Origin of the sequence: Vibrio sp. ED004 (genome assembly GCF_023206395.1) — a bacterium.
In the GTDB taxonomy this organism is placed as follows: Bacteria; Pseudomonadota; Gammaproteobacteria; order Enterobacterales; family Vibrionaceae; genus Vibrio.
Window position 1 is genome coordinate 1,880,979 of record NZ_CP066150.1, and the last position, 14,608, is coordinate 1,895,586.

11 protein-coding genes and 4 pseudogenes are annotated in these 14,608 nt (G+C 44.6%); 6 read left to right on the plus strand and 9 right to left on the minus strand.

From position 1 onward, the window contains the following. Positions 1-142: 142 nt before the first annotated feature. Positions 143-1,780: a methyl-accepting chemotaxis protein gene (locus ITG10_RS25865; RefSeq protein WP_017630353.1), complete on the minus strand. Its 1,638-nt coding sequence runs from the start codon at positions 1,778-1,780 to the stop codon at positions 143-145. A gap of 259 nt (positions 1,781-2,039) precedes the next feature. On the opposite strand from ITG10_RS25865, the gene ITG10_RS25870 reads away from it, so the two are divergent. Further along, positions 2,040-2,465 (plus strand): DUF3010 family protein, encoded by a 426-nt coding sequence (locus ITG10_RS25870; protein WP_017061669.1) that lies wholly within the window; start codon positions 2,040-2,042, stop codon positions 2,463-2,465. A 78-nt stretch (positions 2,466-2,543) separates the two neighbouring features. Here the strand turns inward: ITG10_RS25870 and ITG10_RS25875 are convergent, their stop codons facing one another. From ITG10_RS25875 to ITG10_RS25890, 4 genes and pseudogenes are all read right to left on the minus strand, one after another. Then, the gene (locus ITG10_RS25875; RefSeq protein WP_248387030.1) at positions 2,544-2,693 is read right to left on the minus strand and encodes an IS3 family transposase; all 150 of its coding nucleotides are present in this window, start codon (positions 2,691-2,693) and stop codon (positions 2,544-2,546) included. Then, the gene (locus tag ITG10_RS25880; protein ID WP_248387031.1) at positions 2,671-3,060 is read right to left on the minus strand and encodes a DDE-type integrase/transposase/recombinase; all 390 of its coding nucleotides are present in this window, start codon (positions 3,058-3,060) and stop codon (positions 2,671-2,673) included. Before ITG10_RS25880 ends, ITG10_RS25875 begins: the two co-directional genes overlap by 23 nt. Positions 3,061-3,378: 318 nt before the next feature. Then, positions 3,379-3,887: pseudogene (locus ITG10_RS26555) on the minus strand (helix-turn-helix domain-containing protein). A 66-nt stretch (positions 3,888-3,953) separates the two neighbouring features. After that, the gene (locus ITG10_RS25890) at positions 3,954-4,853 is read right to left on the minus strand and encodes a DMT family transporter (protein ID WP_017632398.1); all 900 of its coding nucleotides are present in this window, start codon (positions 4,851-4,853) and stop codon (positions 3,954-3,956) included. A gap of 136 nt (positions 4,854-4,989) precedes the next feature. Between ITG10_RS25890 and ITG10_RS25895 the strand changes: the two are divergent. After that, positions 4,990-6,204 (plus strand): annotated as a pseudogene (locus tag ITG10_RS25895) (PLP-dependent aminotransferase family protein); the annotation flags it as partial. Between the two features lie 50 nt (positions 6,205-6,254). Here the strand turns inward: ITG10_RS25895 and ITG10_RS25900 are convergent. Continuing rightward, positions 6,255-7,680 (minus strand): annotated as a pseudogene (locus ITG10_RS25900) (IS66 family transposase). A gap of 103 nt (positions 7,681-7,783) precedes the next feature. On the opposite strand from ITG10_RS25900, the pseudogene ITG10_RS25905 reads away from it, so the two are divergent. From ITG10_RS25905 to ITG10_RS25920, 4 genes and pseudogenes are all read left to right on the plus strand, one after another. Continuing rightward, positions 7,784-8,002 (plus strand): annotated as a pseudogene (locus ITG10_RS25905) (PLP-dependent aminotransferase family protein); the annotation flags it as partial. Between the two features lie 119 nt (positions 8,003-8,121). Then, positions 8,122-9,126, plus strand: a complete 1,005-nt coding sequence (locus tag ITG10_RS25910; protein WP_017631660.1) for a LacI family DNA-binding transcriptional regulator — start codon at positions 8,122-8,124, stop codon at positions 9,124-9,126. Positions 9,127-9,271: 145 nt separating this feature from the next. Continuing rightward, on the plus strand, positions 9,272-10,735 hold the full coding sequence (nhaC, locus tag ITG10_RS25915) for a Na+/H+ antiporter NhaC (RefSeq protein ID WP_017631659.1): 1,464 nt from the start codon (positions 9,272-9,274) through the stop codon (positions 10,733-10,735). Between the two features lie 12 nt (positions 10,736-10,747). After that, a complete protein-coding gene (locus ITG10_RS25920) occupies positions 10,748-11,923 on the plus strand; it encodes a MalY/PatB family protein (protein WP_026084332.1) in 1,176 nt (391 codons plus the stop codon). Positions 11,924-12,017: 94 nt separating this feature from the next. Here the strand turns inward: ITG10_RS25920 and ITG10_RS25925 are convergent, their stop codons facing one another. From ITG10_RS25925 to ITG10_RS25935, 3 genes are all read right to left on the minus strand, one after another. Beyond that, complete coding sequence (locus tag ITG10_RS25925) at positions 12,018-12,566, minus strand: carboxymuconolactone decarboxylase family protein (protein ID WP_017631657.1); 549 nt, start codon at positions 12,564-12,566, stop codon at positions 12,018-12,020. A gap of 238 nt (positions 12,567-12,804) precedes the next feature. Beyond that, entirely contained in the window at positions 12,805-13,368 is a 564-nt protein-coding gene (locus tag ITG10_RS25930; RefSeq protein WP_017631656.1) for an N-acetyltransferase, read from the minus strand. Beyond that, complete coding sequence (locus ITG10_RS25935) at positions 13,369-14,601, minus strand: MerR family transcriptional regulator (protein ID WP_017631655.1); 1,233 nt, start codon at positions 14,599-14,601, stop codon at positions 13,369-13,371. It lies immediately after the preceding gene. Positions 14,602-14,608: the final 7 nt, after the last annotated feature.

The following is a 14,608-nucleotide window of genomic DNA, read 5'->3' on the forward strand; positions in this document are numbered from 1 at the left end:
TGATTAGGTTCAAAACCGTTCACGCATTCAAAAAGAAAGCCCGCACTCATAGAGTACGGGCTTTTTTTCGTTAAGCGCTGATTAATGGAATCCAAAACGAGCAACCATTATTAGCTCATGTTCGTCAGTCTACTTTTGAAGATTAAACTTCAAACTGAGACACAAGGCTATCAAGCGCTTCACATTGTTCTGCTAGTGCCATACACGCGTTCTCTGCGCTACTTGCCATCTCAACCATTTGCATGGTGCTTTCTGCGATGCGTTGAACATTCTTGTTCACTTCTTCAGATACTTGAGATTGCTGAGAAGCTGCCGTGGCGATTTGTGTATTCATGTCATTCATCTTACCGATCGAATTACGAATCTCACTCAAAGAAGACGCCGCCGTACCCGCTTGAACAATGGTTTTCTCGCCGCTGGCTTTACTCTCGTTCATCACGCCAACTGCATGTTTTGCGCCTACTTCTAAGCGCTCAATCATAGATTGGATTTCGCCCGTGCTGTCTTGAGTTTTACTCGCAAGCGCACGAACTTCATCCGCAACCACAGCAAAGCCACGCCCTTGTTCACCCGCACGTGCCGCTTCGATTGCTGCGTTTAGTGCTAGTAGGTTTGTTTGCTCAGCAATGCCTTTGATCACACCAAGAATAGACGCAATGTTCTTCACGTCGGTATCCAGTTCTTGAACCACTCCGCCCGCATTCTCGATATCTTGCGCAAGGCGTTCAATCGATGTCACGGTTAAGCCAAGCGTAGTATCTGCCGACTCCACTTCATGGTTCGCCACATTACTTGCTGTTGCCGCGTCTAATGCGTTACCACTCACCACTTCACTGGTTGCTTGCATTTCATGAACGGCAGCCGCGACCACTTCACTTTCTCGCTGTTGATTAGACGAGAATTCAGCAACACTTTGCGTTAGTGATTTGATGTTTTCCATCTCTGAGCGAACCGCATTCGATGTGAAAATCACTTGTTCTACGGTGACATGGATCTTGCCAACAAACTGGTTGAAGGCAGAACTCAAACGAGCAATCTCGTCATTACCTTCAACCTTCATTCGTTGAGACAGATTACCGTCACCCGAAGCGATTTCATTCATCGCTTTTTCAACGTTCTGAATGGGTTGAATAATGAAACGGTTCGACAACCACATCGCGAAAATTGCAGCAAATACAGCGACAGCCATACCGACTTCGATGATCAACTTACTTGATTCGATAGAGTCATCGGCTTGCTGACGAAGCTCTTTCTGTTTTAGTTCAATCAGCGTTCTGATATCACGCAGTTGCTTACGAATAATCGCAAACTCAGCGTCTAACGCTGGCGAGTAATCAATGTTGTATTGGTGCGCGTTCGCAGGGTCTGCAAACATAGGCTCGTGCAGCGAAACCCATTTACTCATTGCGTTAACTAGCTTTGATAGCTCACCACGAGAGGAAGGATCCAACACACCTGCTCTGTAAAGCGTTTCAACGCTCTCAAAACGAGGAACCGCTTTATAAGCGTTGTCTTTAAATTCGAACTTTTGGTACTCAATCGCTGCCTGATCTTTAGCAAGCAGCAGACCTTGTGCCGAAGCGATTATTTGGTAGATATCGCGGTAGCCGTCTTCTAGGTTATCTAGAACCGGTTGAACCACATTATTGAGCTCGTTATTAATCGCAGCTTGAGCATTTGATCTGATAACGTTGAGCACGGTAACGGTAGAAAAAACAATCACAATCACCAACAGCGGGATCGCGATTTTACTCTTAATCGAAAGATTATTGATATTCATTGGGATTAATAACCACACTTCAAATAGGGATGCGCGCGCAATATACAGCACACATATGAAATCCCGCTAAGCTTTTGTGAGCTTCATCTCATAGCAAACGATACCGTAAAATCGTGTGATGTTTTTTCAATCAAAGGTTAACTTTCGACGGCTAAAATACTCTCGGATTTAGACTTATTTTCCGCTGATACGCGCAAATACTGGAGAAGTGTTAGAAATAACACCATAATGTAGGGCTCTAAAATAAGTAGGTAAGAACATGAAAATTTGTGGTGTTGAAATCAAAGGTAACGATGCAGTCATCTGTCTTCTTTCTCTGTCAGACGGCGTATTTAACATTCCTGATTGCCGAGTTTCTAAGGTTGCGATTAGCGACGCAAACGACACACAGAATATGAAAGACTTTCAATTCTCTTTTGCAAAGTTAATGGAAGATTACCAAGTAGAAAAAGTTGTGATTCGCCAACGCCAAACTAAAGGCAAATTTGCTGGCGGTGGTTTCGGCTTCAAACTTGAAGCAGCAATTCAACTAATCGACGGCCTAGATGTAACTGTTGTGTCTCCAGCTGAAATCAAAGAAAGCCTTAAGCGCAACCCTCTTATGATGAAGTTCAAAGAGACCGGCCTTAAGCAATACCAAGAAGCACCTTTTACAACGGCTTACGCTTGTTTGATGAAGCGCTAATCATCAATTGCTAGCAAAAAAATTGAGTAAAAAAAGAGCCTGCATTGTGAAGTGACCCCGTAAAGTTGGACATTTCTGTTAAGCGGCTTTCAAGGCCTGAGTTCGATATTCCATCGGAGTCAGGCCTTTTAGTTTCGCTTTTATACGTTTGGTATTGTAGTACTCGATGTATTCTTTAATTTGCTCTATCAGAGCATCTGCATCTTCAAAGCTTTGGTTGTGATACATCTCTGTTTTGAGTAAAGCAAAAGTTTTCAGCAACAGCATTATCCAAGCAGTTACCTTTTCTCGACATGCTTTGCGTTAACCCACTCTCCGCTACCTTTTTCTGATAGTGTCGATGACGATATTGCCAACCTTGATCGCTATGTATAATTGGCTTTGAGTTGGGTTTAAGCGTAGATATAGCCTCCGTCAGCATATCCGTGACAAGCGGCAAACAAGCATTTTTGGCCACTCTATAAGCAACCACTTCCTGAGTAAACAAGTCGACAACGGGAGACAAGTATACTTTCTGCTCTTTGACTTTGAACTCCGTGACATCAGTTACCCATTTTTCATCGGGTTGAGTCGCACTAAAATCTCTTTCAAGCACGTTAGAGCAGTTGTTCCAGACTCACCTCGGTATGAACGATACTTTTAATCCTGACCGTCGATTTAAGGTTGAGCTGAGCCATAAGCCTTTGAACCGTTTTATGATTGAGCACGAACCCCTGATTTTTAATTCCAAGTGAATACGGCGGTAGCCGTATCGGCCCTTATGTTCATGATAAATTGACTTTATCAACTGCAGCTCACGGTTCGTAGCTATTTGGGCGCTTGCTTGTTTGAGCCTGATAATAAAAGACACTTTTTGCCAGCTGTAGAGTGTGCAGTAAGTGCTTCAACGGGTACTGGCCTTTAAGAGTTAGAGCTATGACCGCTTTTTCTTTGTTCGACGGTTTTTTTCCTGCTCCAACTCTTCCAACTTTTTTAGAACGGCATTCTCGGTTCGTAAGTAGACCAACTCCTCTTTTAGCTCCTCAAGTGTCATTTCATTATCAGGCTTAGTGGTACGTTGAGGTTGCTGTTTCATTGAGGGTCTTCCTTTCTGGCGCATTTTGAGCCCCTTGATACCGAGCTCATTAAATCGTTTGAGCCAGACAGAGAGTATCCCAGGGATGAGAGGTTTAATACTGCGCTAGTGTGCGTGAGAGACCATTCATTCGTCCACATTAAATTCAATGCTTTTCGTTTTGTCTGAGCAGTAGCAGCATGCTTAGTTGGTAAAAATGAAGCAGTGCCGTGGATGGCAAACACTTGAGCCCAATACCGAACCTGTCTTGACGAAATTGAATATTGTTTGGCTAAGTAGAGAGATGACGTGCCATCTAAGTATTGCTTAGCAATGATACATTTTAGCTCTCGGCTATATTTGGACATAAAAAGACCCCCAATAATTGGTGTCCAACTATTGGGGGTCAGTTCATTGTCAGGCTCTTTTTTGTTTTAACGATTCAAAGCCGCTTGTCTTCGCAACTTGACCAATTCTGGCTTCTTCACCACCAAATAAACCGCGGCGGCAGACAACGCAAAGCCCATTGCGCCATAGATGTCGAACGACTCACCAAAAATAAGCCAAGCTTGAATCGCGGTTGTCGGCGGAACGAGATAGAATACCGATGCCACACTTGAAGATGCACCGTGCTCTACCATGTAAAGCAACAGTAAGATGGCAACACAAGACAGAACGACCACCAGCCAAATTAGAGTCAATGTAAATTCTACCGTCCAGTTCACTTGCATAGTTTCGTAGCGCATCGCAAAAGGCAGAAACAGCGCAGCTGACGCCAAATATTGCACCATCGCACCGCCGACCATATCTGTGCCCTGACAAAAGCGCTTCTGATACAGAGTGCCACAGGTAATACCAACCAAAGAAACCAAACACAACAATGTCGCCAAGCCTTTTTGGTCGTCAGACTGCCATTCAATATTGCCCATCAATACCAAGCTAATCCCGATAAAACCAAGGGCTAAGCCTACCCATTGTGCGAAATTAAAACGCTGCGAAGTGCAGCTGATCATAATCAATGCGGTGAGAATCGGTTGTAAGCCAACAAGTAGAGAACTCAATCCAGCAGGCATCCCCATATCAATCGCCAGATAGGTTCCACCAAGGTAGAAACCATGAATCAAAATACCAACCACACAAGCATGGAAAAATGCTCGACCACGAGGGATACGACGTTTAAGGATTGCAATCAAAACCAAGAACAGCGCCACGTTGGCCACCATCCTAAGTGAAAGTAACGTCGCGGGTTCGGCGTATTCCACGCCAAGACGTGCGCCAACAAAGCCTGACGACCACAATACTACAAACACGAACGGAATCATTTTAATCAGCATTACAAACCTCTGGTCAACTCTTCATCAATGCTGTTACCTTAGTTGGGTACAGATAACTAATAAAGATACAGATACAGATACAGATATAACACTTTAAATGGTTACAGATTGAGTGTGAGCTACGAAGGAGAACAACGTGGAAGAAGAAGTCAGCGGCAATAAATATCTTGCTACCGAACAACATATTAAGGCTCAGATCGATAAAGGGCTCTTTCACCCAGACGACCGTCTCCCCTCTATCCGCCAGTTAAGTGAACAGCTTGGTGTGAGCAAAAATACCGTGATTCGAGCCTATCAAGAGTTGGAGGCTACGGGTTGGGTGTACTCGGTTCCCAAGTCGGGTTATCGCGTTAAAGCACCCAACACCACAAGTTGGGATGCGCCTAGTCAACCTCAAAAAGTTGACCTGTTGTCTGTCACCAAATCGGTACTCTCTCGTCCGAAAGGCCGTATGAAGTTGCTTGCTGGCTCTGCTCACCCGAACATTAACAATCCCGCTATCCGGAGCTTGTATGCCGAGATCGGTCGCCACAGTCGTTTGCAAACTCAGCTTCCTGGTTATTACCAATTGCCCCCCGGAGACGAGCAATTAGTAAAACAATTGTTAAAGATCACCCATGATCTAGGTGTTCCCGCAGGATCGAAAGAGATTGCGATAACTCACGGTGCACAACAGGCGATCAGCTTAGCGTTACGAGCATTAACCAAACCGGGAGACATCGTGGCGGTAGAGTCACCGTGTTACTTCGGCAATTTATTGTTACTTGAGTCACTTGGTTTGCAAGCCCTTGAAATACCGAGCAGTGTTAGCCACGGAATCGATATTCCTTCACTACAAAGCGCCCTAGATAAATGGGAAGTGAAAACGCTACTTTTGACACCCAACTTTACCAACCCGACAGGCTCAAGAATGCCTTTAGCCAATCGAAAAGCGCTGTTAGAAATAACCGGATCTTTGCCAATTATCGAAGATGATGTGTTCGGTAGCTTGGCGTTTGATGCACCGATTGCGAGCTTAAAAGAACTGGATGACCAAGACCGAGTGATCTACGTGAACTCACTATCCAAGACTTTGGACTCTCGCCTTCGTGTCGGCTGGCTGCTTTCGGGGCGTTATCAGCCCTTAGTCGAGAAGTATCTGCTATGTGATAACATGGGCAGCTCAAACCTCATGCAATCCGCGGTCGGGCAGTTTCTCACGACAGGCAAATACCGTAGTCATTTGTCTAAGATGAAACGACTCTATCAAACCAATCAAAAGCAATTCCAAAGCCTATTAATACAAGCATTGGATAGCTACCCGCACCTTGTCGGACGCTACCACTTATCCAAACCGGAAGGCTCATTTCTCGTAACCGTTCACCAAGGCAACTTGACTTCTCATGACTGAGAGGAACGATACTACAGATTAAAAACGTTCGGGTACGGTTTCTTCTCAACAACAGAAGTGATGATTTCACTCAGAACTGACATTGCTGATAGACCGCGCTTTTTGCAGGTTTCGATAAGTGTATGAATACGGCTACGGAATTTATCGCCTGCATCTGAGGTCGTTCCGAAGCTGATTTTCCTTTGAATGACAAAACCTCTAATACATCGTTCAGCTTCATTATTGGTTAAGGGGATTGATGTTTTCTTGAGAAAAACCCACAAGCTCTCTCTATGTTTGAGCAGTAACTTGCATCGGCCCCGATACCGCTTGACCATGACATCTGTCCCTTTGCTCAACCAATGATCGAACGATTTTTGTAGCCTGTGCATTCGCCGCAAGTACAGTGAATAATCCAATTCACCTTGCTCATAACGATGCCGAGTATGGAAAATGGCGTTCGTTAACAAACAAAGATGTTTACCAATATAAGCAGTGTGGCCACCGCCACTATAATCCGCCATTTGCTGAAGGTTGCGCTTCACATGTGCCCAACATAACTGATGACGGTCTGCGGCTATCCAGTTATAGCTTGGACACTGGTCGCTCACCACAATGCCTGCATAGTCTTCATCAATGACCTTTTTCGCTGAGGAGGTCGAGCGCGAATAGAGTATTTGTTCATAGACAAGGTCATCACTTGCCACTAACCAACACCAACGCAGGCTCGTTTCATCATTTCGGTGATGAGAGGTTTCGTCAGCATGAATCAAAGGCGCTTTCTTTAACGCCTTTTTTATCGCTTGATGCAATGGCGTTAACATTGAAGCGACTTTCGTTTGCGCTTCACTAATCGCGCCGACCGAAAAGGTTGTGCCAAGCTGTTCTTTGAGCAGTGATTGGATTTTCCGAACACTGAGGTGATATTGCCCCGCAAGAACCCCAATGTAACTTAATAAGTTCGGCCCTATAATCCCTTGAGATGCATCGTCAGGCTTTTGAGCCTTTACGGTTTCTTTGCAGTGCCGACATTGACCTGAAAACAAACGGTATTCGGTGATATCGACAGTGGGTTTTGGAATATCGAAGACCTGATGGCGATAGTATGGCCCACCTTGTACCTCAATGTCAGATTGAGCGCAGCAAGGACAAGTTTCAGGGAAACAGTCAATAATGACATCCGTTTTCTTTAACGGTGAGAGCTTTCGTTGATGCCCTGTGTGGCCTTGTTTAGCTCCTCTCGAATTGCGACCACCAGAGCTTTCAACTTTTTCCGGTCATGGCGATCTTTAGGATTGTCTGATGAAGGAGATTTTGAAGAGTTTTTGGAGCTAGTGGTTAGCTTATCTTCATAATGTCGGAGCTGTTCCCACAGCTCATCAATAAGCACCTTAGCCTCATTCAAACCGAGACTTCAGGTGGTGCTTCTTGGTATTTAGGTGCTTTTTTTCTAGTCATGAAACTATGATGGCTTCCTAGAAGGATCACTCAATACTAAAAGTGGGATCAAGTGCGTAATGTCACACTTTTTGTGTCAATAGGGTTTGGTGAACACTTACCATTTCTCAACTGGATAACACTGCCAGAATCAGTCGACAGCTATGCCGTCTATCAGGATTGCTTGAAACACAAACTGGGCATATTACCCGGCACTGTGTTTGGCACACACGACCAATACAAACATTGCCTGCGCTTCACCGTTGCCAACATCGAAGAGAGCAAAGATTGGAAAGAAGGGATAGTGATGTTAGCGAAGTTAATCGCGAAGCATGTACATTAGATATTCCAATATTCGACTAATATTCTCAGCCCAGAGTTAATAGCTTTGACCTTACTAACATATTAAACACTAGAGATTCGCTACACTCGCAGCCTTTCTATGCTTGGCAGAGTTAAAACGTGGCAACAATAAAAGATGTAGCAGCACTTGCAGGGGTTTCAACAGCAACGGTTTCTCGTGTATTAAACCGTACCTGCTATGTTGAACCCATTACGCTAGAACGTGTAGAGCGAGCAGTAAAAGAGCTTAATTACCACAAAGACGCCCGTGCAACCGCCTTGGCAAGTAGAAGCAGCAATACACTTGGGTTGCTGACGGGTAACCTTGCGGATCCATTTTTTGCCTTAGTCGCAAAGAGTGTTGAGGAGGTGGCGAGAACCAACGGGTATCAATTGGTCGTGGTAAGTGGCGGACACAATGCTCAGCGAGAAAAAGAAGGCCTCGACTTTCTGATCAGTCAAGGCTGTGAAGCGATGGTCATCCATTCAAAGATGCTTGATGACACTATATTACTGCGTTACTCCGCTCAATTACCTTCAATGGTTTTACTCAACCGTACGATCGCTCAAATATCGAATCGCTCGGTTTGGGTAGATAATCAACTCGGGGCTCAAGTATCGGTGGAGCACCTCATCGAATTAGGTCATCGAAAAATTGCCTATGTCTCGAGCGACCTTCCAATCCAAGACCGAACAGACCGTTTACAAGGCTACCAAGAAGCCATGAAAGCGGCCAATATCGAAATACAACCTAATTGGATCATCAACCAAAACTTTAGTGAATCAGGTGGTGAAGCTGCAGGTGACATCTTGGTAAGCCAATGCCCAGAGGTCACAGCCGCAGTCACCTTTAATGATGTTATGGCAGCTGGATTAATGACGAGTTTACAAGATCAAGGTATCTCAGTTCCCAACGATATTTCAGTCATCGGCTTTGATGACGTTTTGCTCGCTCGTTACCTTTACCCTCGGCTAACCACCATGCACAACCCTATCGACGAGATGTCGACTTACGCGGCTAACCTTGCAATTAAACTTAAAGCAGCAGGATACGCACCTCCCAAGCAACATAGATTCGAAGCAACACTGGTTGAAAGGCAAACAGTTAAGCCAATCAAGCACTAAAATGAGACAAAATGTGACCAAAATCTCATGTACACATCTCATGTAACCGCTTACATGAAAACAGCTTTGAAGTCGCACTTTCGATTTCATAGCAGGCTTATTATCCATTCCGAACAAACCCTACATTCACCTGAGGACAACAAATATGAATAACTCAAAGCCTCTACCATCGTTCGGATTAGCATTAGCGCCTATAGCCGTTATGTTTGCGCTGCTTGCTATTGGATACGGTGTTTTAGGACTTCGCATTGAAGTTCTGCTACTCATTTCTGCGACTTTCACAGCATGTATTGCTTGGAAGATGGGCTACAACTGGGATGACATCATCAACGCGATTGTTGAGAAACTTGCAAAAGCGATGCCTGTTATCTTGATCTTGGTTTCAGTGGGTGGCCTTATCGCCAGCTGGATGATCAGTGGCACCATCCCTTACATGGTTTACTGGGGGCTAAAAGTCATCAGTGCTGAATACATACTCATTGCTGCCTTTTTTGTTACTTCTGTTGTCTCTGTATGTACTGGTACTTCTTGGGGCTCTGCAGGTACCGTTGGTGTTGCACTGATGGGCGTTGCGGCGGGTTTAGATGTGTCACTGGCGGCGGCGGCCGGCGCCGTTGTTTCTGGCGCATATTTTGGCGATAAGATCTCGCCTCTTTCAGACTCAACGAACTTTGCACCTGTCGTTTCAGGCACAACCTTATACGAACACATTCAACACATGCTTTACACAACCCTACCGGGCTTTGTTATTGCTTCTGTTGTCTTTTTCTTCGCAGGCCAAAGTGCCGATATCTCCTCAGTTGGCGAGCCAGAAAAAGTGACTCAAATTCTAGCTGGGTTAGATAGCCTTTATAATTTCAATATTCTTCTGATTATTCCGCCAGTGATGATTCTTTGGGGGGCATTAACCAAAAAGCCTGTTCTGCCACTGATGTTAGGTGCGTCTGCCCTTGCGATCATATTAGGTATGGTTCTACAAGGTTTCTCTCTACAACAAGGTTTCCAAGCTTATGTCGACGGCTTTAATGTCGCTCTGTTTGAAGCAAAAGGCACGGCGATTGATGGCCTAATTCCTGATGTGTCTAAGCTGCTAAACCGTGGTGGTTTGTTCTCAATGATGAGCACTATCCTACTGGTTTTCTGTGCGTTCTCTTTCGCAGGTATTTTAAGCTTAACCGGTGCACTGAATGTGGTACTAGGTCGCTTCTTACATATGATTCACTCAACAGGACAACTTATCGCATCAACAGTGATCGCGACTATTACCGTAGTTTTCACGACATCAGATGGCAAACTCGCGCTTCTTATCCCAGGTGAATTGTTCCAAAACGCTTACCGTAAAATGGGGCTAGATACTAAAAACCTATCAAGAACCATCGAAGACGCAGGCACTATTATTGAGCCACTGGTTCCTTGGACAGCTGCAGGTATTTACATGGCAAGTACGCTTGGTGTAGCAACGTTAGACTACCTACCTTGGGCTATCCAATGTTACACCGGTGTCGTTTTCGCTCTGATTTATGGCTTCACTGGGTTTGGTATTGCACGCGCAAAGCCTGAACAGTCAGAAGACTCCGTAGAAACTTCTCTAGCTCACAGCACTAAGTAAGGCTCACATCTTATGATTTCTTTCGACAATACGATTAGCCGCCGAAATACAGGATCGGTAAAGTGGGACTTTATGGAGCAGAAGCTAGGACTGGAAGGGTCTGACTTGTTGCCTATGTGGGTGTCTGACTACGATTTCCAAGCTCCTCAGCAAGTTCTCGACCGTTTAGCTCAAGATATCGCTCATGGTATTTTTGGGTACTCAGAACGTCAGGATAACTATTACCAAGCTGTGATTGATTGGTTTAGAAACCAACATGACACTGAAATAAAAAAAGAGTGGATAACCACGATACATGGTGTGTTACCGGGTATCGCAATGGCACTGCAAATGCTCACTCAAGAGAATGACCAGATCGTTATTCAAAGCCCAGGTTACGGTTCATTTCGTAAGATCGTCGAACTGAATAACCGCAAAGTTCTAAACAATCCATTAATCGAATCTGATGGTCACTACCAGCTTGATTTTGCTCACTTGGAAGACTGCTTTGCCAGTGGAGCAAAGGCGTTGATCTTCTGTAATCCTCATAACCCAACAGGCAGAGCATGGAATGAAGAAGAGCTAACGCAAGTTGCCGAGCTGTGTAGAAAACACGATGTGTGGCTGATCAGTGATGAAATTTGGAGTGACCTAACGCTAACACCTAATGAATTTCATTCGACATTAAACTTACCAAGTTCGCTAACCGACAAACTTATTGTGGCGACTGCAGCCAGTAAAACGTTTGGCTTGTCATCATTGAGAATCTCAAACTTCATCATTCCAAATTCGGATTTGAAGGAGCAGTTTGTTCGCCGTTTGGATGCTCATGGCATGGATTGCTTCAATAGCCTATCAATGTCAGCGGCAACCACGGCGTATCAAGAGTGTGAAACTTGGTTAGCGGACTTAAAACACTACCTGCAAGACAATATAGAAACGCTGAACGGATTCATAAAAGCTGAATTGCCTCATATTCGCTTCACGAAACCCGAAGCAACGTATCTTGCGTGGCTAGATTGCCGTGCAATGAAACTAAGTGATGCAGAGCTAGAACGTAAACTCATTGCAGCTGGTATTGTACCGAGTATGGGTTATGCCTTTGGCGAAGAAGGTTCAGGGTTTATTCGATTAAATCTAGGATGTCCTGCTGAAGTATTAGCAGACGCATTAGTAAGACTTAAAGCGGCATTAGCTCCAAATAGATAAGCAATAAGAAAACATAACCCAATCAATACCACAAAGCCCCACTCAATCGAGCGGGGCTTTCATCATTCTTGTCTCTTACTTAATCAAAGGTGGATTAACCTTCCCAAGCAAACTGTTCGAATACTTTGTCTACGGGTGTTTGAGCAACATGGTTTACGTAGTTACTGATCACTTTCTGTGACAGGCCAAGAATCACTTCTAAAACTTGCTGTTGGCCGTAACCCGCTGCGAAGAATGCTTCCATTTCGTTTGCTGGCACATTGCCGCGATTACGAACCATGCTCAGTGTGAAGTCGTGCAGAGCTTGCAGCTTTTCTGTTGGCATTGCGGTGCGATTACGCAGTGCTTCAGTGATCGCAGGATCAACCTTCATTGAATGTGCAATGCCTGTGTGCGCAGGTACACAGTAGTGACATTCGTGTTCAACGTTAATAGTTTGCCAAACAACCGTTAGCTCTTCAGCATCGAAAGATGAGTCACTAAACGCTTGATGAAGCTGAGTGTAAGACTTAAGTGTGTTTGGAGATTCAGCTAACACACCCCAGAGCCCCGGAACTCTACCCATCTGCTTTTTAGCGCCTTCAAGAATAGGTTTGCTTTGCTCTGGCGCGGTTTCTATTGAATGAATTTTGAAGTTGCTCATTGTTCTATCCCTATCAATTTATGATTCTAAAATTGTTCAATCACGGAGCAATTATTGAATGTTCTCCGCTGGTGTGAAAACAATATAGATCGAACCAGAACGATCGTTCAAGTATTATTTTGAACATTCGTTCAAAACTTACATTAAAGCATGACGAATATCTTCTACTCATAACAAGAAAGCCCAACAGGCAATGCCTGATGGGCTTTCTCTTTTTCTGAATTTTTATTGCGAGCGGTTACCAGTATTCGGCGTGAGCCAAAGCTATAACACAGCTCGACCGTTCACTCGTCACTCTGATTTCACTGCCAGTTAGCGATTGACCAATCCAACCATGAGGGTAACTCAGCTCAAATGGTGCAGGGATCTGCTCAACCGTGATGCTTTCAAAACCTACTTTTGAATAGTAGCTCGGATCACCGTACGTCACTGCAAGTTCGACACCCTGTTCTTTTAGAGTATCTAAGCCATAGTGAATCAGCTTTTGACCAATACCTCGCTTTTGAACTTGAGTGCTCACCGCTACTGGTGAAAGCAAGTATGCCTTCGTTTCATCATCAAATGTAAGCGGAGTAAAGATAATCGCGCCAACAATCGTACTATCCAACTCACTAGAATCATCTTCCGCGACAAAACAAAGTAGTTCTGCCGAATCCGTGGTCGTCAAAAGATCATTGGCAAGCTTACCAATAGTTTTACCTTCGCTCTCACCTTCTGAATCAGTAAAGGTTTGAGTAAAAAGTTGAGTGATCGTTTCGATCTCGCTTGAATCATATTGTCTAAATTTCATGGTGTTCTTCACTTATTGTACTTTCTTCAACACAAAGAAGTGATAATCAAAATCACGCTTGGCAGAGCCTTGAGGATCTTCAGAGGGTTCACTCTTAGGTTTGTTGTTATCGAAAAATTGTCTAATTTCATTGTCGCAATCTGCGAGTGCTTTTGAGTTAGGCATCGTCGTTTTCAAGACTTCGACTTGCTTCTGGAGAGGCTGATAATAAGCAAGCCAGCCGGCATCACTCATCGCAAATTCGTCCAAGACTTGATAGCCCGCCGCTTTTGCATGTTTGATACGCTCAGAAACCGTCGTCATATCTGGGTACTCTTTCTGCCAGAATGCTTTGATTTGTTTGCTTGGGTTCTCGGTGTTCCACGCCAAGTCATTGACGACCAAGATGCCATCATCAGTCAGTAGCTTTCTCCACTGCTTTAACGCCTTCTGAACACCCATGATGTAAGCGCTACCTTCAGACCAAATTAAGTCGAACGACTTCGCCTCAAATGGTAAATCCATCATGCTTGCACACACAGTTTTTAGGTTGCTTTCTAAGCCAAGAGCCTGTGCTTGCTGAACCAGAATATCTAAGCTTGGTTGATCATTGTCTAACGCTGTTATTTGCACGTCCGTTTGATGTTCAACTAAGGCTTTCGCTAACACCTTAGTCGCGATACCTTTACCACAGCCGATCTCAAGCACATATTTAGGTGAAAACGGAACTTGCGACAACGCCGCTAAGGTATCTTCAATCGTTCCTGGGCCTAAGCGCTCTAAATCCTCAAAGATCACACCAAACTCAGCCATGTATTGATCATGTTCATTCATGTCTTTCGATAACCACTTCAATCGCAAAGCCTGTTTCTCATCAAAACCCTGCTTAATTAACCAATCGAGGTGTGCATCTGGCGCAAGCTTATCCATCGACTCATGCCACTCTTCTAAGCCACTTTCACCAAGCATTGCGGCTAATAGGTCACGTGATTGCTGCTTTTGCAGTAGCTCTTCATCCAACTGCTTGAGTCTGTTTTCCAACAAGCTGCGTTCGATCTTTGCATCTAAGCAGGCTTGGCACTCTTTAAGTGTCAACCCACCCGCTTGCAGTTGCTGTAACAAGCGAACACGTTGCAAGTCCTTCTCAGAGTAGAGACGATACCCATTGTTCTGACGTTGAGCTTCAATCAAGCCTAACTTGCCGTAATACAACAATGTTGAGCGACTCAGCCCAACTAATTCCGCCAGTTCAGAGATACGATACATGTACTTC

What these genes read in the sequence shown, in the direction of transcription:
- ITG10_RS25865 (WP_017630353.1), bottom strand. Translation starts at nt 1,780, where the DNA reads ATGAATATCAATAATCTTTCGATTAAGAGTAAAATCGCGATCCCGCTG.
- ITG10_RS25870 (WP_017061669.1), top strand. Translation starts at nt 2,040, where the DNA reads ATGAAAATTTGTGGTGTTGAAATCAAAGGTAACGATGCAGTCATCTGT.
- ITG10_RS25875 (WP_248387030.1), bottom strand. Translation starts at nt 2,693, where the DNA reads ATGTATCACAACCAAAGCTTTGAAGATGCAGATGCTCTGATAGAGCAA.
- ITG10_RS25890 (WP_017632398.1), bottom strand. Translation starts at nt 4,853, where the DNA reads ATGCTGATTAAAATGATTCCGTTCGTGTTTGTAGTATTGTGGTCGTCA.
- nhaC (WP_017631659.1), top strand. Translation starts at nt 9,272, where the DNA reads ATGAATAACTCAAAGCCTCTACCATCGTTCGGATTAGCATTAGCGCCT.
- ITG10_RS25920 (WP_026084332.1), top strand. Translation starts at nt 10,748, where the DNA reads ATGATTTCTTTCGACAATACGATTAGCCGCCGAAATACAGGATCGGTA.
- ITG10_RS25925 (WP_017631657.1), bottom strand. Translation starts at nt 12,566, where the DNA reads ATGAGCAACTTCAAAATTCATTCAATAGAAACCGCGCCAGAGCAAAGC.
- ITG10_RS25935 (WP_017631655.1), bottom strand. Translation starts at nt 14,601, where the DNA reads ATGTATCGTATCTCTGAACTGGCGGAATTAGTTGGGCTGAGTCGCTCA.